This is a genomic window from Vallitalea sediminicola, assembly GCF_054408565.1.
Window position 1 is genome coordinate 46,048 of the sequence record NZ_BTPT01000046.1, and the last position, 20,984, is coordinate 67,031.

18 protein-coding genes are annotated in these 20,984 nt (G+C 30.7%); all 18 read left to right on the top strand.

Going from position 1 to position 20,984, the window contains the following annotated elements; all coding sequences use genetic code 11:
• Positions 1–31 precede the first annotated feature (31 nt).
• Positions 32–979, top strand: coding sequence for an AmmeMemoRadiSam system protein B (amrB, locus tag ACX6CF_RS18625; RefSeq protein ID WP_458786874.1), 948 nt, complete (start codon positions 32–34; stop codon positions 977–979).
• A gap of 189 nt (positions 980–1,168) precedes the next feature.
• Positions 1,169–1,933, top strand: coding sequence for an ABC transporter ATP-binding protein (locus tag ACX6CF_RS18630; RefSeq protein WP_458786875.1), 765 nt, complete (start codon positions 1,169–1,171; stop codon positions 1,931–1,933).
• Positions 1,920–3,809, top strand: coding sequence for an FtsX-like permease family protein (locus ACX6CF_RS18635; RefSeq protein ID WP_458786876.1), 1,890 nt, complete (start codon positions 1,920–1,922; stop codon positions 3,807–3,809). Before ACX6CF_RS18630 ends, ACX6CF_RS18635 begins: the two co-directional genes overlap by 14 nt.
• A gap of 84 nt (positions 3,810–3,893) precedes the next feature.
• Positions 3,894–4,607, top strand: coding sequence for a lysophospholipid acyltransferase family protein (locus tag ACX6CF_RS18640; RefSeq protein WP_458786877.1), 714 nt, complete (start codon positions 3,894–3,896; stop codon positions 4,605–4,607).
• A gap of 146 nt (positions 4,608–4,753) precedes the next feature.
• Positions 4,754–6,118: an aldehyde dehydrogenase gene (locus ACX6CF_RS18645; protein ID WP_458786878.1), complete on the top strand. Its 1,365-nt coding sequence runs from the start codon at positions 4,754–4,756 to the stop codon at positions 6,116–6,118.
• A 186-nt stretch (positions 6,119–6,304) separates the two neighbouring features.
• A complete protein-coding gene (locus ACX6CF_RS18650) occupies positions 6,305–7,339 on the top strand; it encodes a LacI family DNA-binding transcriptional regulator (RefSeq protein ID WP_458786879.1) in 1,035 nt (344 codons plus the stop codon).
• 50 nt (positions 7,340–7,389) lie between these two features.
• On the top strand, positions 7,390–8,322 hold the full coding sequence (rbsK, locus tag ACX6CF_RS18655) for a ribokinase (protein ID WP_458786880.1): 933 nt from the start codon (positions 7,390–7,392) through the stop codon (positions 8,320–8,322).
• Between the two features lie 16 nt (positions 8,323–8,338).
• A complete protein-coding gene (rbsD, locus tag ACX6CF_RS18660) occupies positions 8,339–8,737 on the top strand; it encodes a D-ribose pyranase (RefSeq protein ID WP_458786881.1) in 399 nt (132 codons plus the stop codon).
• A gap of 60 nt (positions 8,738–8,797) precedes the next feature.
• A complete protein-coding gene (locus tag ACX6CF_RS18665) occupies positions 8,798–10,306 on the top strand; it encodes a sugar ABC transporter ATP-binding protein (RefSeq protein WP_458786882.1) in 1,509 nt (502 codons plus the stop codon).
• Position 10,307: 1 nt separating this feature from the next.
• Positions 10,308–11,267, top strand: a complete 960-nt coding sequence (locus tag ACX6CF_RS18670) for an ABC transporter permease (RefSeq protein WP_458786883.1) — start codon at positions 10,308–10,310, stop codon at positions 11,265–11,267.
• A gap of 24 nt (positions 11,268–11,291) precedes the next feature.
• Entirely contained in the window at positions 11,292–12,263 is a 972-nt protein-coding gene (locus tag ACX6CF_RS18675; RefSeq protein WP_458786884.1) for a substrate-binding domain-containing protein, read from the top strand.
• 60 nt (positions 12,264–12,323) lie between these two features.
• Complete coding sequence (gene deoC, locus ACX6CF_RS18680) at positions 12,324–12,971, top strand: deoxyribose-phosphate aldolase (protein ID WP_458786885.1); 648 nt, start codon at positions 12,324–12,326, stop codon at positions 12,969–12,971.
• 199 nt (positions 12,972–13,170) lie between these two features.
• Positions 13,171–14,964 (top strand): sensor histidine kinase, encoded by a 1,794-nt coding sequence (locus ACX6CF_RS18685; RefSeq protein WP_458786886.1) that lies wholly within the window; start codon positions 13,171–13,173, stop codon positions 14,962–14,964.
• Positions 14,965–14,979: 15 nt separating this feature from the next.
• Complete coding sequence (locus ACX6CF_RS18690) at positions 14,980–15,795, top strand: response regulator transcription factor (protein WP_458786887.1); 816 nt, start codon at positions 14,980–14,982, stop codon at positions 15,793–15,795.
• A 266-nt stretch (positions 15,796–16,061) separates the two neighbouring features.
• A complete protein-coding gene (locus tag ACX6CF_RS18695; protein WP_458786888.1) occupies positions 16,062–17,399 on the top strand; it encodes an ABC transporter substrate-binding protein in 1,338 nt (445 codons plus the stop codon).
• 239 nt (positions 17,400–17,638) lie between these two features.
• Entirely contained in the window at positions 17,639–18,514 is an 876-nt protein-coding gene (locus ACX6CF_RS18700) for a carbohydrate ABC transporter permease (RefSeq protein WP_458786889.1), read from the top strand.
• Positions 18,515–18,549: 35 nt separating this feature from the next.
• On the top strand, positions 18,550–19,407 hold the full coding sequence (locus tag ACX6CF_RS18705) for a carbohydrate ABC transporter permease (RefSeq protein ID WP_458786890.1): 858 nt from the start codon (positions 18,550–18,552) through the stop codon (positions 19,405–19,407).
• Positions 19,408–19,466: 59 nt separating this feature from the next.
• A complete protein-coding gene (locus tag ACX6CF_RS18710; RefSeq protein ID WP_458786891.1) occupies positions 19,467–20,888 on the top strand; it encodes a phosphoglucomutase/phosphomannomutase family protein in 1,422 nt (473 codons plus the stop codon).
• Positions 20,889–20,984: the final 96 nt, after the last annotated feature.

Genomic DNA, 20,984 nt, shown 5'->3' on the forward strand with positions numbered 1-20,984 from the left:
TTATACCCATTGTTTGAAGAGGAATGAAATAATGAAACGATTAATGATAAGTATTATAGTATTAATCATGATAATAACTTTATCATCTTGTAATAATAGAACAAAAAAATCCAATAATGTGATTGATAATGATGTTATAGGCAGTGAAGATGAAATAATAATACCTAGGGAAGAAGTGAGTGAACATAGACCACCTTTATTAGATAGCCGTAATTTTATAGATGAAAGGTTATTTATTAAGTTTATCAATGAAAGTACATTATTAAGTGAAGATGATAATATTATAGCTGGGATAATACCTCATCATGATGTAGCAAGTAATTATGTTGCTTCATTATATAGGACTATCGCTAATAATAAACAACCAGAAGTTATAATATTGATAGGTCCTAATCATCCAGGTACAGGACCAAGATTCCAAATAGGTAATTACGATTTTAATACTAGAGCAGGAGTTATCAGGAGTGATTCTAATATACTAAATAGTTTAGCAAATGCTCCAGACATTAATTATGCTATAAAAGAAGTATTTGAAAAAGAACATTCAGTCGGTTTGCATATGAATTATATAAAACAATACTTTGATAAGGCGAAAGTTGTTCCTATCACAATAGGAGAAACGAGAAATGATGAAGGTATATTAGATGTAGCAAAGGCAATAATTGAAGAAATAAAGGATAAAGATTTTATAGTAATAGCTTCAATAGATTTTTCCCATTATCTTACATTAGAAGAAGCTAATGAAAAGGATGAAATAACAAGAAAAATTATTGAAGATTCAGATGTGGGTAGGATGATTAGTTTAAGCAATGATCACATTGATTCACCTTCTTCCTATGCTTTACTAATAGAAATACTTAATGGATTAGGGATAGATTATACATGTTCAATTAATGGACACGATAATTCAGCTAATATAATAGGAGATGAAACGATACAAGAGACTACTAGTTATTTTTCAGTCAGTTATATTATGTAAGTTGATTCAGATACCCTGCTTTACTACTAAGGCAGGGCTTTTATTATTATAATATTCTAAAAATGACAAAAATGTAAGGTTAGTAAGTATAATGTAAGTCAATAAAATGGATATCAGTTCCTCTAAAAGTTAAAATACAATAAAAGGTACAGTTAGATAAATTAATCTTGTGTATTAGGAGGAAATGTAATGACAAAAGTAATTGAAACAAAAGGTATTAAAAAAATCTATAAAGCTAAAGGAATAGAGACATATGCTATAAAAGGTGTAGATATAACGATTGAGGAAGGTGAATTTTTTGGAATAATGGGTCCTTCAGGTAGTGGTAAAACAACTCTATTAAATCTTATGTCAACTATAGATTCACCAACAGAGGGGCAGATATTATTCAATGGAATTGATCTTACTACAATGAAGGGAAAGAAGTTAGCAGAATTCCGCAGAAAAAATATTGGATTCCTATTTCAAGATTTCAATCTGCTGAATAACTTAAGTATAATGGATAATATAGCTTTACCATTAGTATTAGCAGGGGTTAAAGCAGCAACGGTTAAAAAGAAAATCAATGATTTAGCTTCTTTCTTTGGTTTATCAGATCAATTATATAAATATCCATATCAGTTATCCGGTGGACAAAAACAAAGAGTAGCAGCCACAAGAGCTCTCATTACAAAACCTTCTGTTATTTTAGCTGATGAACCAACTGGAGCATTAGATTCCAAATCTGCGTCAGAGTTATTGGAGAATCTAAGAAAAACTAATGAAAAGTTCGATTCAACTATCGTAATGGTTACTCATGATGCTTTTACAGCAAGTTATTGTGACAGAATTATTTTCATACAGGACGGTAAAATATTGACTGAGCTAAAAAAAGAAGGAAGTAGAAAAGATCTATATAAAAGGATATTGGACCAGTTAGCTAGCATGGGAGGTATAAACCATGAATGCGATTAGTATTGCTTATAAAAATATGAAAAGTAATCTTGGTCTATATAAGCTTCATTTTTTGGCATTGGTTTTTTCAGTAATGGCATATTATCAATTCTGTGCCATGAGATATAATCCAGAAGTGCTGACTGTATCTGAACAAGAAATGGTATCAACTCTAGGACATGTAACAGCTATTATGCTTATAGTATTTCTCTTATACTTTTCATGGTTCTCAAGTTCTTTTTTTCTGCAACAGAGGAAAAAAGAGATTGGATTATACACATTAATGGGAGTAAGTAACTATAAAGTTGCTTTAATCTATGCAATGGAAAACTTAATAATGAGTACTTTAGCTATTATTACAGGATGCCTCATAGGTGCGGCTTTTGGTAAATTATTCATGATGATTCTAGCAAGGTATTGTAATATGGGAGTGGATATCAAATTTTTTATATCAGGAAAAGCAATTCTTGAAACAGCTGTTATATTTGGTATTATTAGTTTGTTTTTTTCTTTTAAAGGATATATCAACATTATTAGAAGTAGTCTTCTATCCCTTATAAATGCAATGAAAAAAGAAGAAGCCATTCCAAAAGCAAGCATAATAACTGGGATACTATCAATAGTAGTAATTGGAGCTGGATATTATTGCACAAAATTAGCAATGGGAGTGAATTTTTTAGTATTTACCCTCATAACTACTATATTGGTTATAATAGGTACTTATATGCTATTTAGAAGTACGACAACCATTATTTTAAAAAGATTGATAAATAATAAAAAGATTCTCTATCGTAAAACTAACATAATGACCATATCCAATCTATGTTATCGGATAAGGAGAAATTATAAGGTATATGCTACTATTGCAATATTGCTTACTTGTACTATCACTGCCCTTGGTACAGTAACATCTCTTAATTATACTAACAACAGTATCAAAGATGTTGACTATCCCTTTTCATTTACTGTATTATCAGAAACTGAGCAAAAAGAAAAAGAAGTGGCAGATGTCTTACAGGCTGAAAAGGTAGATATGGCTTTTGAAAATCATTTTGAGCTATTGATGGTTGATAATGCCAAAACAGATGATTTTAATTATGGTGGAGCCACAATTGTAAGGTACGAAGATTATAAGAGAGTAATCGATAATGTTGGATATGAATTTGATAATAGGGTATTGATCAAAAAAACTTTGGATGATTTTGAAGGTGTGTTTAATGAAAATGCACGTACTCTATTCAGTTTATTTAAAGTGAAAGAAATTGATATCAATGGTCAAGAAATAAAAATCAGAAAGATGTTTAGAGCTCCTTTATACGGAACAGGAGTACCTGCAGAAGCTATCATAGTTAATGATGATACCTATAAAGCTCTCGAGAACAAGAGTAAGAAATATTATTTTAATGGTTATAAATTAAAAGATGAAACAATTGAAATTGGTGAATTAGAAGAAAAGGTAGCTAGTCTTTCAGAAAAAGGGTACACTTTCTTTAAAAATGGTAAAAATGATTCTCAAACAAAAAATAATATAATCAAAATTGTATATATTCTTGGAGCGTTCTTAGCGTTAGTATTCATTATGGCAACAGGAAGTATTATTTATTTCAAAATCATAACGGAAGCTATAGAAGATAAAGATAAATACATTACGTTAAGTAAAATAGGAATGGAAGACTCCACAATTAGAAAGATCATACGTACTCAAGTAGGAATGGCATTCATTCTACCATTGTTAGTATCTATAGTTCATACAATAGTTGCTATCAAAGTACTTGAAAACCTCATTGGAATATTACTTAATATACCTATTGTCATAAGTATAGGTGCGGTATCATTAATATTCTTCATGTATTATATAATAACTGTAAAAAAATATCTGAAATTGATAAGACAGTAAAAATAGTTTCACTAATCAAAACATGTAGTTTCGCACTTTAAAGTATGATATAATTGATATTGCTGACTAAAAAGGAGGAACTACATGATTCGTACAATCTTTTGGTTTATTGCTTTCTGGATATATCAATTATTTAGTCTAATCAATAGGTTCAGATATTGGTATCTAGGAAAACAGGGAAATGAAGAAAAACAATTAAGGGTATTGCAAAAAACAGCAACTAGATGGGCTAGGCTCATGGTTAGACTTACTGGTAGCAAGGTAATAGTTAAAGGGATAGAAAATATTCCTGATAGAAATGTTTTGTTTGTCTCTAATCATCAAGGTAATTTTGACATACCTTTACTAATGGGATTCATTCCAAAATTAAAGGGATTTGTAGCAAAAGTAGAGCTTGAAAAAATGCCTATTGTAAGTGGATGGATGAAAAAATTAGGTTGCCTTTTTCTAGATAGAAGCAATCCGAGACAATCCTTGAAAGTGATTCTTAAAGGAATAGATGAATTGAAAAAAGGACACACATTGGTTGTTTTTCCAGAAGGAACAAGAAGTAAAGGCAATGATATGGGCGATTTCAAAAAAGGCAGTTTGAAATTAGCCACTAAATCAGGTGTGCCGATTGTGCCTATTACCATTAATGGTTCATACAAACTACTTGAAGAGAAAAAGAGAATAAGAAAATCTAATGTCAAAATAATAGTTCATCCTCCAATATATATGGATGATATGTCAAAAGAAGACAAAGATAACCTGATAGATAATATTTATGGTATAGTTCAATCTGGATTAGATAAATAAAAGAATATAAGATTTTTTTGAAACAAGTATTTTCTATAATGAGAATACTTGTTTTGTGTTTACTGGTATTATATGCTATAATTATATTATTATGGATATATTTTCCTAATTTTTATACAATTAATCTTATAGTGGGGTGGTTATTTTTGAGAGAGTTGGTTAAAAAACAAAGGAATTATTTTATGACACATGAAACAAAAGATATAGCTTTCCGTAAAAAACAATTAAATATTTTACGAGAAGCTATAAAAAAATATGAAACTATGCTCTTTGACGGCTTGAATAAAGACTTCAGAAAATCAAACTTCGAAACTTACGAGACAGAAATAGGTATGGCTTTAGAAGAAATTAGATATACTCTAAAACATCTAAAGAAATGGGCAAAACCCAAGAAGAAACCAACACCATTAGCACATTTTAAATCAACTAGCAGAATATATTCAGAACCTTATGGATTAGTATTGGTAATGTCTCCGTGGAATTATCCATTTCTATTGACTATATCTCCGGTTATAGGTGCTATGGCAGCAGGCAACTGTGTAGTTGTAAAAACATCTAGATATGTACCTCACACATCTGCAGTAATAAAGAAAATGATAGAAGAGTTTTTTGATCCAAAATACATAACTGTTGTTGAAGGAGGACGTGATGTCAATACTGCCTTACTAGCTGAAAAATTTGATTACATATTTTTCACAGGAAGCCCTACAGTTGGTAAAATAGTGATGGAAGCAGGAGCTAAGAATCTAACACCTGTAACATTAGAATTAGGTGGTAAAAGCCCTTGTATAGTAGATGAGACAGCTAACATTAAAATTGCAGCCAAAAGAATTATATGGGGAAAATTAGTCAATGCAGGACAGACCTGTGTAGCACCAGATTACATATTGGCACACAGAAATATCAAGAAGCAGTTAGTGGAAGAATTAAAAAATGTTATCACCAGTTATTATGGAGAAAACATATATGAATCACCAGATCTACCTAGAATAGTTAATGAAAAACATTACAAAAGATTATCCTCATTGATAAATAAAGATAAAGTTGTTTTTGGTGGAAAAACTGCTGCAGAAGATAATTATATAGAGCCAACAATTATGGATAATATTACATGGGAAGACGATGTAATGAAAGAAGAGATATTTGGACCTTTAATTCCAATACTTGAATTTGATAAAATAAAAGATGTTGTATCATTATTGAATGAAAAACCAAAACCATTAGCACTATACTATTTTTCAACCAATAAATATAGTATAAATGAAGTTCTTAAGAGAGTTTCATACGGTGGTGGATGTGTTAATGATACATTGGTGCATCTTGCTAATATAAATATGCCATTTGGAGGAGTAGGAAACAGTGGAATGGGTGGTTATCATGGAATTGATAGCTTCGGAACATTCAGTCACCACAAGAGTGTATTAACAAAAGCAATGTGGATTGATATACCTGCTAGATACCCTCCATATAATGATAAGAATCTAAAATTAATTAGAAAATTAATGAAATAATTATATATTATTGTCAAGTGTAAAAGCATAAAACAAGTATTATCTTTCAAAAGGTAATGCTTGTTTTTAAAATTACTATTATTGAAGCCTTCTTATAAGGTATGAGAAGAAAAAGCTTGACAGATGTAAAATATGATAATATAATAAAAAAAGAAAGTGTAAGCGATTACATTAATAAGAGGGGTGATGATTATAGCACCGATAACAATTAGCGATATAGCTAAAAAATCCAAAGTATCAGTTGCTACAGTGTCTAGAGTGCTTAATGATTCTGATAAAGTTAAAGAACAGACGAAAGAAAAAGTTCTAAAAGCTATAAAAGAGTTGAATTACGCTCCCAGTGATATTGCAAGAAGTTTATCAAGGAATATAACTAATACAATTGGTGTTGTTGTTCCTGATATCAATAATCCATTCTTCGGACAAGTTATAAAAGGAATCAGTTCTGTAACTGACAAGAATGACTTATATATGCTTTTGGTCGATACAGATGAAAATGAACAAAAGGAAATGAAATTCATTGAAATGCTTAAGCGTCAAAGGATAAGAGGATTAATAATTACTCCAACAGCGGATAATGATAAGTTTAATGCTGAGTACTTGAGTATTTTAGAAAATCTTAATGTTCCCGTAGTGCTGTTAGATAGAGATGTTAAGTACTCTAAGTTTGATGGTGTATTTCTAGATAGTATTTCAGGAACTTACGATGCTATTGAGTGTTTTATCAAAGAGGGACATAGAAAAATAGCAATCATTTCAGGACCACTGAGTTCTAAGCCAGGTAGAGATAGACTAAGAGGATATAAAAAAGCATTGACAATGAACGGAATTGAAATAGATGATAAATATATATTCTATGGCGATTTTAGACTAAAAAGCGGTTATGAATTAACTAAAGAAATTTTAGAAATGGAAGATCCTCCTACAGCTATATTTGTATCCAATAACATGATGAATCTAGGATGTATAAAAGCATTAACAGAATCTAATGTTAGGATTCCAGAAGATATGGCATTGATAGGATTTGACGAAATAGAACTATTGAGTATTATGAATATGGATATTAGTGTTGTAGCACGTCCTACTGCACAAATGGGCGAAGTTGCAATGAAAATATTGTTAGAAAGATTAGATGAACAAAACGTTGATAATCAAGATACGAAAAGAATTATATTATTACCAACATTAATAATTAGAGGTTCAGAAAAAAAAGCAAAATAAATTTTTTTAAATCAAAATGTAAGCGGTACCACTAAAAAGGAGGAAGTTTTATGAGACCAAACATTGTTATTCTAGGCAGCTTTGTTGTTGATTTAATGGGAAGAGCAGACCACTTACCTAAGCCAGGAGAAACTGTAAAAGGCTCAATGTTCAAGTTGGGTCCTGGAGGAAAAGGTTCTAATCAAGGAGTAGCAGCCAATAGGGCAGGAGCAAATGTAACTATGATTACAAAGATAGCAAACGACCTATTCGGAAAAGTTGCAACTGATTTTTTTATAAAAGAAGGTATGGATACAAGCTATGTGTTTGAAGATAAGGAAATAGAAACGGGTACAGCATTAATATTAGTAGATGAGAATACTAGTCAAAACAGTATTTTAGTTACCTCAGGAGCTTGTGGCAATATCAAAGATGAAGAAATATCGCAATGTGAAGATAAGATAAAAGAAGCAAAAGTATTCTTAACTCAGTTGGAAACTAATTTAGAAGCTGTTGAGTTAGCAGTAGATATAGCAAAGAGAAATAACATAACAACTGTTCTTAACCCAGCACCTATCCAGCCTATATCAGATGAATTACTATCAAAAATCGATATTATCACACCTAATGAAGTAGAAGCCTCAATTCTCACTGGTATAGAGATTGAAGACATGGATGATGCTAAGAAAGCAGCAGATGTTTTTATTGAAAAAGGTGTCAAAAATGTAATTATAACTATGGGAAGTCAAGGAGCCTATGTAAGATGCAATGATGAAGAAAGAATAATCCCAAGATATGAAGTAGATGCTATTGATACTACAGGAGCAGGAGATGCTTTTAATGGCGGTTTCGTAACAGCATTAGGAGAAGATAAAGGAATCTTTGAAGCTGCTGAATTCGGAAATGCTGTAGGAGCTTTATCAGTTACAAAAATAGGTACTGCACCTGCAATGCCAACAAGAGATGCTATTAACAATTTTATAATAGACAATGCAACCAACTAAACAAGGAGGACATAAAATGTTAAAAGGTGGAATTCTTAATCCTCAGATGGCAAATCTGTTTGCTGAATTGGGGCACAAAGATACAATTGTAGTTAGTGATGCTGGATTACCTATGCCACTAGATGTAGAAAGAATAGACTTGGCATGGAAACCTAATGAACCAAGATATCTAGATGTATTAAAAGAAGTGTTAAAATCTCTAGTTGTGGAGAAAATAATATTGGCAGAAGAGTTACAAACTGTTAGTCCAGATATGCATAAAGAAATTATTGACTTATTTCCAGATGATATGGAAGTAGAGTATGTTCCACATGTGATATTTAAGGAAAAGACAAAAGGCGCAAGAGGAATAATAAGAACTGGTGAATTCACACCATATCCAAGTATTATATTAGTGAGTGGATGTGCTTACTAAATTATGACAGTGAGGAGAATGTAAGGGGTTACATAAATATATATGAGAAAGGGGCAGAAGATGGCTGATAAGAAACTAATTCTAGAGTTAGAGAATATCACTAAGATATTTCCAGGTGTAAAAGCATTAGATAATGTTAAATTAGAGATATATGAAGGAGAAGTACATGCTTTATGTGGAGAAAACGGAGCAGGTAAATCTACTTTAATGAAAATAATATCCGGTGCGCAGGAATATACTTCTGGTAATATGCTTTATCAAGGTAAAAACGTTAAATTTTCTTCTACAAAAGAAGCACAAGAATTAGGTATATCAATGATTTATCAAGAATTTAATCTAATACCGCATCTTACTGTAGCTGAAAATATTTTTCTAGGCAGATATCCCGTTAATAAGAGAGGCATTATTGATTGGAAAAAAATGAATCAAAATGCCAAAGAGTTGATAGCAAAAGTTGGATTGAATATAAGTCCCAAAAAACTTGTAAAAGATTTATCTGTTGCTGAAGCCCAGATGATTGAAATATCAAAATGTCTATCAATAAATTCAAAAGTAATTATCATGGATGAACCTACAGCTGCATTAACAGATGAAGAAATAGAATGCTTATTTGGTATAATTGAAAACCTCAAGCAAGAGAACATTGCAATTATCTACATTTCACATAGAATGAATGAAATATTTCGTATAACAGATAGAGTCACTATTTTTAGGGATGGTAAGTTCATCAAGAGTATGTTGACGAAAGATACAGATCATGATGAAATAGTTCGTTTGATGGTTGGAAGTGATTTAACCAACTTATACCCTGAAAGAAATTATGTCAGGTCAAAAGAAGTAGTGTTCGAAGCAAAAAATATTAGATATAAAAATAGTATAAATGACGTTTCTTTCAAATTACACAAAGGTGAAATTTTAGGAATAGCTGGATTGTTAGGGTCAGGTAATATATTATTATCAAAATTACTAGCAGGATATTATGGAGACTATGATGGCGAAGTCTTGATGAATGGTAAAAAAGTAAAGATAAAAAATCCTGCACAAGCTCTTTCAAAAGGAATTTTTGTTGTATCAGATGACAGAAAAAATGAAGGACTGGTTTTAGTTAGGAATGTAAAAGAAAACATTTCACTTGCCTCCCTAAAAGCTATAATGTCAAAAGGACTTCTATCAGATAAAAAAGATATGGCAATGTCTAAAAAAGAGATTAAAAAATTAAATATAAAAGTTTCATCACCTAATCAGATTGTAGGAAATCTAAGTGGTGGTAATCAGCAAAAAGTTGTATTTGGAAAAATGCTAGAAACTAATCCAGAAATAATATTCTTGAATGAACCTACAAGGGGTATTGATATTGGAGCAAAAGCAGAGATATATAATATAATGCACGAACTTACCCAACAGGGAATCAGTATTGTCTTAATTACATCTGATCTACCTGAACTAATTGGAATGAGTGATAGAGGATTGGTCATGCGAGAAGGTGAAATTGCAGCATCAATCAGCAAGGATAAATTAACACAAGAAAATGTATTATCATATGCATCTGGAGCAGGAGGGGTTGAATAAAATGAATATGAAAAAAATAGGATTGAAGTTATTAACAAAATATAGAACTGTATCAGTATTAGTTTTGATTTTAATAATTGCAACATGTTTATCTAATTCATTTCTAACATTTAATAACTTATTGAATGTAATAAGACAAGTATCTATTATTGCAATTATTGCATCGGGTATGACATTTGTAATTTTGACAGGTGGTATTGATTTATCTGTAGGTTCCATAGTAGCTATATCAGGAGCATTATCAGCTTATACATTAATAAATACCAACAGTGTAGTGCTAGCTATTATTGTTGCCTTAATAGTAGGAAGTATATGTGGAGCATTTAACGGACTCATAATCACTAAAGGGAATTTACCTCCATTTATAGCAACATTGGCAGTTATGACTTTTGTTAGAGGATTCGTATTAGTATTTACTAATGGTTCTCCTATAGCGGCAAGATCAAAAGTTTACAATTTTATAGGTAAGGGTTATGTATTTGGTATACCTTTTCCAATTATTATATTGATAGTTGTATTTGCAATTGGGTTTTTTATACTTAAATATACTGCTTTTGGAAGAAGTGTATTCAGTATAGGTGGTAATAGAGAAGCAACTAGATTATCTGGTATCAATGTCAAGAAGGTAGAAACTCTAGTATATACAATAAGTGGATTATTGGCAGGTTTAACTGGATTGATATTAACCGCTAGGTTAGGTTCTGCACAACCAACAGCTGGTAAAGGCTATGAGTTGGATGCAATAGCAGCAGTAATCTTGGGAGGGACTAGCCTTTCTGGTGGACAAGGAGCAATTATTCCTACAGTATTTGGAGCATTGATCTTAGGGGTACTGGATAACATATTAGTATTAATTGATGTAAATCCATTTGCATCAGACATTGTTAAAGGATTTGTTATTTTGCTGGCTGTTTTGGCAGACAGTAAATTTAAATCAGTTTCATCAAAACTAGATGAATAATAAAACTTTAAGGAGGATATTAAAATGAAAAAATTTTTAGTAGGTATTTTAGTTTTAACTCTCATGTTTTCGGTAGTAGGTTGTGGACAAAAATCAGATGGTACTAGTAAAGAGGATGACAATTCAAAAGATTCTGAAACAAAACAAATCAAGATTGGTTTATCTATGAATACTTTAAACAATCCATTCTTTGTTGACGTTTCAAATGGTGCTAAAAAAGGTGCAAAAGATAACGATGTTGAATTATTTGTTACAGATGCGCAAAATCAACCAAGTAAACAACAAACTGATGTAGAGAATCTATTACAAAAAGATTTGGATCTACTTATTATCGATCCATGTGATAGTGATGCTATAGTAGCCGCAATTGAAACAGCTAATGAAAAAAAAGTACCTGTCATTACAATCGATAGAGATGCAAAAGGCGGAGAAGTTGTAGCACATATGGGATTCAATGCAATCCATTCTGGCAATATTGCAGGAGAATATTTAGTTGATGTACTTAAAGGAAAAGGTAAAATAGTTGAGATCATGGGTATAATGGGTACTAACGTTGCTCAAGACAGAAGCAAAGGATTCAATGAAATAGTAGATAAGACAGAAGGATTTGAAGTTGTTGCTACTCAAAGTGCTAATTTTGATAGAGCTGAAGCAATGAAAGTTATGGAAAACATTTTACAAGCCAATGCTGAGATTGATGGAGTATACGCAGCTAATGATGAAATGGTTCTAGGTGCTCTAGAAGCTATTGAAGCAGCTGGAAGATTAGATGACATAGTTTTAATTGGTTGTGATGCTATTGATCCATCATTAGAAGCTATAAGAGGCGACAAATTAGAAGCAACAATTGCTGAACCACCTTTCTTCTTAGGAAAAAATGCAGTATTAATGGGATTAGATTATCTTAATGGAGAAGAAATAGAAGAAAATATCATATTAGATTCAACATTAGTAACTAAAGACAATGTTGATGATATAGTAACTAAAGAAGATTAATAATCAAAGTTAAAAGTACTTAGAATAGCTTAATGAATCTAGTACTAAAAGGAGATTACAATGAATTTATCAAAATATATAGATCATACAATATTAAAACCAAATGCTAGTGAAGCAGATGTTAAGAGAATATGTGATGAAGCTAAAAAATACAATTTCGCTTCTGTATGCATTAATCCTTCTTACGTAAAATTTGTGGCAGAATCATTAAAAGAAACTGATGTCATGACTTGTACAGTAATAGGCTTTCCTCTAGGAGCAACGCCAAAAGAGGTAAAAGCTTTTGAAACAGCAGATGCCATTAAAAATGGTGCAGATGAAGTAGATATGGTTATTAACATAGGTTGTCTAAAAAGTAAAAAATATGAAGAAGTAGAAGAAGATATCAAAGCCGTAGTGAATGCTGCTGAAGGAAAAGCTTATGTAAAAGTTATCATCGAAACATGTCTCCTAACAGATGAAGAGAAAGTAAAAGCTTGTGAATTATCTGTAAAAGCTGGAGCAGATTTTGTTAAAACTTCAACTGGATTCAGTACAGGTGGTGCAACACTTGAAGATGTCAAATTGATGAAAGAAACTGTAGGCGAGAAAGCAAAAGTAAAAGCATCTGGTGGAGTAAGAGATTATGAAACTGCTGTAGCTATGATTGAAGCAGGAGCTGATAGAATAGGTACAAGTTCTGGAGTAGCTTTTGTTAGTGAAAAGTAATAAAGTATACACATAAATAGTGATAAAAAGCTGGTAGGATTTTATATCTTATCAGCTTTTTTCTGTATTTTATGCAGATTTTTGTCATATTATTATGTTATTTACTTGATTTTTTATGATGGTTGTTATTATAATAAAGTAAGATATAAGATTAAAAATTTATAATATTATGCATAAATATTAGGTGAGGAGAAAATAAGTGAAAAATATTGCGGATGGTTTCCATAATATAGCCATTAAGAAAAAAATAATAGTACTTGGACTAATTATGATATTATATCCTATTATATTAGTTATTATATTTGGTATGTACAATAACGAAAAAATAATAAAAGATCGTTTTGTAAGTTATGTTGAAAATGATGTCATGAATGCTAAGGTCAGGATGTCTAATGATCTTGATTTCATGGAACAGATATTTCAGGAAGTCCTTTATAATATTGATGCTTACGATTTATTCAGGTCCAAGCCAAAAGTTATTGATATTAATAATACCATGCTTGATTATAAATTCCAAAAAGACATGAATAAATATCTAAAATCAACTATATTTGCTAAGCAAGAATTTGATTTAGTCACCATGCAGTTCCTAAGTGATGACAGTGTTTATTATGCCGCCAAAGAAAAAGGGCTGGTTGATATAGGAAAAATTCCAAAAGAAAAATTCAAGGAAGTAACAAAAGACAATAATCAAGTATTATACTATTTTGATAAAGAAGATAATGGGCAATATATATATTTGGTACGCTCCATATATGATATCAACAGTTTTGAAAAGATTGGTATAATGTCATTTCGAATTGATAATAACTATCTACAAGAAATTCTGAGCCATACATATAGAGAACCAGCTGAATCAACTTATTTATATACCTATGATGGTGATAAAATCGTATATGCTGGCAGAAATTATAATAATGAAATTGTAGAAAACAAGAAAATATATCTTAATGAGAAAGGGACATATGAACATACTATCAACGGAAATAACTATTATGTAATTGTTGAAAACATAGATGATGTCAATCTGAAAATAATTAGTGTAATAACTACAGACATGCTGATATCAGATACTAGGAAGGTATTTGATCTTATCATAATCCTGTGTATCGTTAGTATGCCTATATATATCATCATAGCAAATATGATATATAGTGAAATAATATCACCATTTAATTTATTGGTATCTAAGATGAAAGATATTGAAAAAGGAGAATTAAACACAAGTATAGATATTATAAGAAAGAACGAAATAGGTTATCTGTATAATTCATTCAATAGTATGGCTAAGAAACTGAAGTATCTTGTTGAATGTGTTTATGAAGAAGAAATAGCAAGGAAAAATGCAGAGATATCAGCTTTACAATCACAGATTAATCCTCATTTTCTATATAATACTTTAGAGACTATCAATTGGAAAGCACAATTATTAGGAGAGCAGGATATTGCAGAAATGGTACAAGCATTATCTAAGCTTATGGATGCCAATATGAACAGAAGTGGAGAAAAATTCTCTACTATAGAACAAGAGATACTATATATGGACAGTTACTTATTCTTAATACAAAAAAGATTCGGAAAGAAAATAGAATACAATAAAATCATTGATAAAAAAACACTAAAAGAAAAATTACCAAAACTAATTATTCAGCCTTTAGTTGAAAATGCTATAAAACATGGTATTGAACCTGTAGGCAGAGGTAAAATAATATTACGTATAACTGAGAAAGATGAAAAATTGATAATAGAAGTAGAAGATAATGGAGCAGGTATAGAAATACCAAGACTACAATCTATCAATATTGAGTTGAGTGAAAATAGATATATTGCAGAAGAACAAGAAAATTCCAAGAGTATAGGGCTTAAGAATGTTTATAGAAGACTGTTGCTTATATATGGGAAAAAGGCACAGATTTCCATAGAAAGTACATATACAGAAGGTACAAAAGTGACACTTAAGGTTCCAAAAACAGTATCACCTACAAACAATTAAAAGGAGGAGTTTTCAATGTATAAAATATTGCTTATTGACGACGAAGAAATAATAATTGAAGGATTAAAAAAACTTGTTCCATGGGATGAAATTGAATGTGAAGTAGTTGGTGTTGCGGAAGATGGTAAAGAAGGTTTAGAATTAGCTAATGAGTTAAAACCGGATATTATTATATCTGATATTCAGATGCCAAAATTATCAGGGCTAGAGATGATCAAGAAGATAAAGGAAAAATGTAAAGACACAAAATTCATCATATTAACTGGATATAGAGAGTTTGAATATGCAAGAGAAGCTCTCACTCTAGGTGTCACTCAATTCTTATTGAAACCAACTAACCTAGAAGATATAAAAAATGCAATATTAGAGGCAATCAATATCTTAGATGATGAAAGGACAAAAGTAAAAGACATAGAGAATCTAAGAAAAAAGCTATACAAATTCAATGCGTTAAGTGACGTTAAAGAGGAAAGTAATGATAATGAAGATGATAAAGTCAGGTTTTTGACAGGACAGGCTATCAAATATATTAAAGAGAATTATAGTAGTAAACTAGATTTGCAAACAGTAGCAGACCATTTATACATAAGTTCTTGGTACCTGTGTAAGATATTAAAAAAAGAAGTGGGTAATAGTTTTATAGAATTATTGAATGAAGTTAGAATACAAGAAGCTAAAAAATTATTGACAACTACTAATTATAAAGTATATGAAATCACAGAAATGGTGGGTTATTCAGATACTCCATATTTTTCTAAGACTTTTAAAAAGCATGTGGGTATAACTCCAAACCAATACCGAAATAAAAAATGGGATAAAGATAGCAAGTGATTATTACGGAATCTACAGTTTTTCATAAAAAAGTATGCATTAAAACTGCATGCTTTTTTATGCTATAGGTAAGTTTTTATATAAGAATAAAATGGAATAGTTACTTTTTTTGCATGTTGTCGAAGTTATTAAGGGTATAAATATTATATTAAACAAAATTATACAATAAAGTGCAAGATTGACTTCTAGGAATTGTTTAATGTGCATGATATTATATTACTGTAATAAATATAAAAAAATAATAACAATCAGGGAGGAGTCACATTATGAAAACAGGTTCTAAGATTATGGCGTTATTAATATCAATATCATTATTATGTGTATTGGTTGTAGGTTGTGGTGAGAAGAAGGCTACTGATTCAAATCAAACAACAGTAGAGGATACCAATAATAAAGAACAAGATAATAATGATAATAAAGAAGTAAAAAAAGTGGAATTAAGAATTGCAACTATGTTTGGTGGAACTGATCCATCAACAGGAACATTTGAAGAATCTATAAAAGAATTTATGGAATTACATCCAAATGTTAAGATTAAAAATGAGTCAATGACATCTGTTGGGGACGAATATAGAACAAAAGTAAAAACAGATTTTTCATCAGGTAATGAAGCAGATATTACTTTCTTCTATACAGGTGCAGATGTAAAAGGAATTATTAATAGTAAAAAAGTTATGTCATATGATGAAATATGGAAAGATTTCCCTGAAGTAGGTAAAGACATTACAGATGGAATCAAAAATTCTATTCGTGAAGCAGATGGAAACATATATGCATTACCTTTAACTGGATTCTATGAAGGACTTTTTGTCAACAAAGAATTATTTGATAAGTACAACCTTGATTTACCAACTACATGGGATAAATTCCAAAAAGCTGTTGAAGTACTAAAAGAAAATGATATAGTTCCATTTGCTGGACCAATAGCTCAATCACATTATATGATAGAACATTTTGTATTATCACAAGCTGGTGCTGAAGGTCACTTGGATGTATTAGAAAATGGTGCTCCTGAGGATTGGGTGAAAGCATTCAATAATATTAAAGATCTATATGAAAAAGAAGCTTTTGCAAAAGATTCACTAGTAATGGACATTGAAATGGCTCAAAACTTGTTTAAACAAGAAAAAGCTGCAATGATACTTGAAGGTTCATGGTTCATTGGAGGATGTGAGGACGAATTAAGAGATAAAATGGATGTAATTCCAATGCCAGCTGCTAGTGATAAGATGGATTCAACATCCATTATTGCAGGATTCTCAACTGGATATTATGTAAGTAGAAGTTCATATGAAGATAAAAATAAACAACAAGCAGTTATTGATTTAGTATCTTTCTTAACTTCAGCTGATAAAATTAAAGCTATCGCTGCTGCAAATGGTGGTTCACCATCAGCTAAAGTAGAAGTTGAAGGATTACATGAATTATACATAAAAGGTCATAAAATGGTAGCAAATGCAAAAACATTGAATATGCCTATTGACTCTAGATTATCACCAGAAGCATTTAATGTAATTGTAAAAGATGGAATACCTTTCATAGTTGAAGGTCAAAAAACTCCTGAAGAAGTTCTACAAGCTGTAAAAGAAACTAACGAAAGATAAAGAATCTATAAAAAAACTAAGATAACATAACCAATAGAATTAATAAAGGGGCTGTATTAAATACATTTTACGTTAATATCCCAGTAAGCTAAACATAGTCTATCTTACAAAAGTCGATAGTCATAAAAAATGTATTATGATACAGCCCTTATAAAAATAAATTGAAAATTATGAAATTAATTGATATGGTAATAAATTATCGTAATATATTAGACATAATTAGTTAGGAGGATGCATTAATGAGAGGTAACAGTAGAAGTAGGAATATAATAATAGTTTCATTTTTATTACCTGCATTAATATTTTTAGCTGTTTTCATGTTTTATCCATTCATTATGAACTTTATAAATAGCTTTTATAAATCAGATGGATTTCTAGAATCTACATTCATCGGGCTAGACAACTATAGGAGATTATTAAATGATGATACTATAAAAATAGCTGTTAGGAATACTTATGAAATCATGTTATATGTTTGTGTATTTGAAGTAGGAATAGCTATCATATTAGCTTGTATGGTGGATAGTATAACAAAAGGACAAAAGTTCTTTAGAACAGTTTATTTTTTCCCTATTGTCATATCTGCAACAGCAATAGGTATGATGTTCAAATTAGTCTACTCATACGATGTTGGACTACTTAATTCCATAATGGAAGCATTAGGACAAGAGAGAAGGAATTGGATTACATTAAAATCTGCTGTCAAGATGGTTTCCATTCCCATAGTTTGGCAGTACATAGGATTCTATTTCATAATCATTCTTACAGCAATTAAACAGATTCCAAGAGAATTGTATGAATCGGCACATTTAGATGGCATAAATGGATTTACAAAAACAATTTATATTACATTACCATTGATTAGGAATGTAATAATTACTTGCCTTATTCTTGCTATAAATGGAGTTCTAAAAGTCTTTGACATGGTTCTTGTAATAACTGAAGGAGGACCATTAAATAAATCACAGATATTAGGATTGTATATGTATAAAAAAGCTTTTGCAGATAATACTTTCGGATACGCTGCAACTATTTCAGTACTAATTGTAGTTTTAGGATTATTAACTATTTTCATAGTTAATAAGATATTTAAAAAAGATACTATTACATATTAGTGTTTTATTTATTATAAAGAAAGGATGTAGTACATATGGGCAAGAAAAAAGTTATAGGCATGAAGAAGAAAAAATTTGGTATTGGAACACTCTTAATCTACATATTCTTATCTTTGTTTGCGATAACGACTATTTATCCTATGATATGGGTAGTGCAGAATGCTTTCAAAACATCAAACGATATAATGAATAGTTCATTCACAATGCCAACAAGTCTGTTATGGGATAATTTTAAGACAGCTATTGTAAGAATGAATATATTTAAAGGATATGCAAATAGCTTAATAATCTCTGGATCAGTTGTTATATTCGCAGTGTTTTTGGGTTCATTAGCTTCTTTTGTTCTCGCAAGATTTGAATTCAAAGGACGAAAATTAATAAAAACATTAGTTGTCGGAAGTTTATTGATACCAATATTCGCAACTATATTACCAGTGTTTAGAATGTTATTAGGATGGAGACTCATTGATACTTATAGAGGAGTTATTTTACCACAGATTGCTAATAATCTACCCTTTACTATTATGCTTTTAACAAGTTTTATGGAAACAATTCCAAAAGAACTTGAAGAAGCGGCTATTGTAGAAGGAAGTAGTGCATGGCAGGTATTTTCAAGAATAATTATGCCGATTACAAAACCAGCTATAGCAACTACAGCAACATTTGCTTTCTTATGGTCTTACAACGATCTATTTACTTCATTGATAATAATAAGATCAAAAAGTAAATTCCCTATCAATAGATTATTAACTGAAATAAGTAGTCAGTATGGTACAGATTATGGGTTACTATGTGCGGTAATAGTTCTTATCATAATTCCAGTATTAACAGTTTATATAATAGCTCAAAATCAGATAGTTGAAGGTATGACAGCAGGTGCAGTAAAAGGTTAGAAGTATTAGTTTTAGTAATAGCTACATATAAGAAATAACTTAAAAAGGAGAGTTAGAGTATGGTTCATTTTGGAACTGGTGGCTGGAGAGCTATAATAGGTGACGAATTCATAAAGAGCAATATAGTAAAGGTAGGGCAAGGGATATCTAACATCATAAAAGAAGAATGTATTAATAAAAGCATTGTCATAGGATTTGATAGAAGATTCATATCTGATATATCAGCTAAGTGGTTAGCAGAAGTATTTGCTGGAAACGGTATTAAAGTATACTTTATCAATAAAATAGCACCGACACCTATGATTATGTATAGTGTGAAAACTCTTGAGCTAGATTATGGTATGGCAGTAACCGCTAGTCATAATCCTGCGGAATATAACGGAATAAAGATATTCACAAAAGGCGGTAGGGATGCAACTATTGATGTAACCAATGTAATTGAAACATCAGCTAATGAAATAGAAGAAGATAAGATCATATGGATTCCATTCGAAAAAGGAATAGAAACAGGAATAATACAAAAAATTAATCCACTTAATGACTATGTGGATACAATAATCAACAAATTGGATCTGAAAGCTATTAGGAACAAGAATCTAAAGATTCTACTAGACCCTATGTTTGGGGTATCAAAAACAGCTTTACAGCTTATATTAGTTACAGCACGTTGTGAAATTGATGTAATTCATGATAGACATGATACTATGTTCGGTGGCAGATTACCTTCACCAACAGCTGTCACATTAAAAAGATTACGAGAAATAGTAGTCGATAAAAAATATGATTTGGGTATAGGGACAGATGGGGATGCAGATAGATTAGGTATCATAGATGAGAATGGGAACTTTATACACCCTAATAAGATAATGTCATTGTTATATTATTATTTGTTGAAGTATAAAGGATGGAAAGGTCCAGTTGTCAGAAATGTTGCAACAACACACTTATTAGATGAGATAGCAAAAAAATACGGTGAAAATTGTTATGAGGTACCAGTGGGATTCAAACATGTTAGTTCCAAGATGGAAGAAACAGATGCTGTCATCGGCGGTGAGAGCAGTGGCGGTTTAACAATAAGGGGACATATAAAAGGAAAAGACGGTGTATTTGCAGCAGGTTTACTTGTAGAGATGATAAGCATAACAGGTAAAAGATTAGCCAGAATGTTGGATGAACTTGATAATGAGTTTGGTAGATTTGAGATGGTTGAATTTGACTGCAAATTCGCTAACGAAGATAAAGAGAAGTTAGTGGATATATTATATAAACAAAAAAAGCTTCCAAAATTTAATTATGAAATAGGTGAAGTAAGTTATTTAGATGGAGTAAAGGTATACTTTGAAAACGGAGGATGGTTAATTGCTAGATTTTCAGGTACAGAACCGTTAATACGTATATTCGGAGAAATGGATAATAAAGAAAAAGCCAATGAAATAGTAGATGATATGGTGAAGTTTTTGGGAGTTGCTGATAATAAGTAGAACTTGTAGGTGGTCGGTCATAAGTAATTATTAAATATTCATATTGGGTTATTAAATGAGTATGTTTAATGTGAATTAAAACAAAATTTGAGGTGA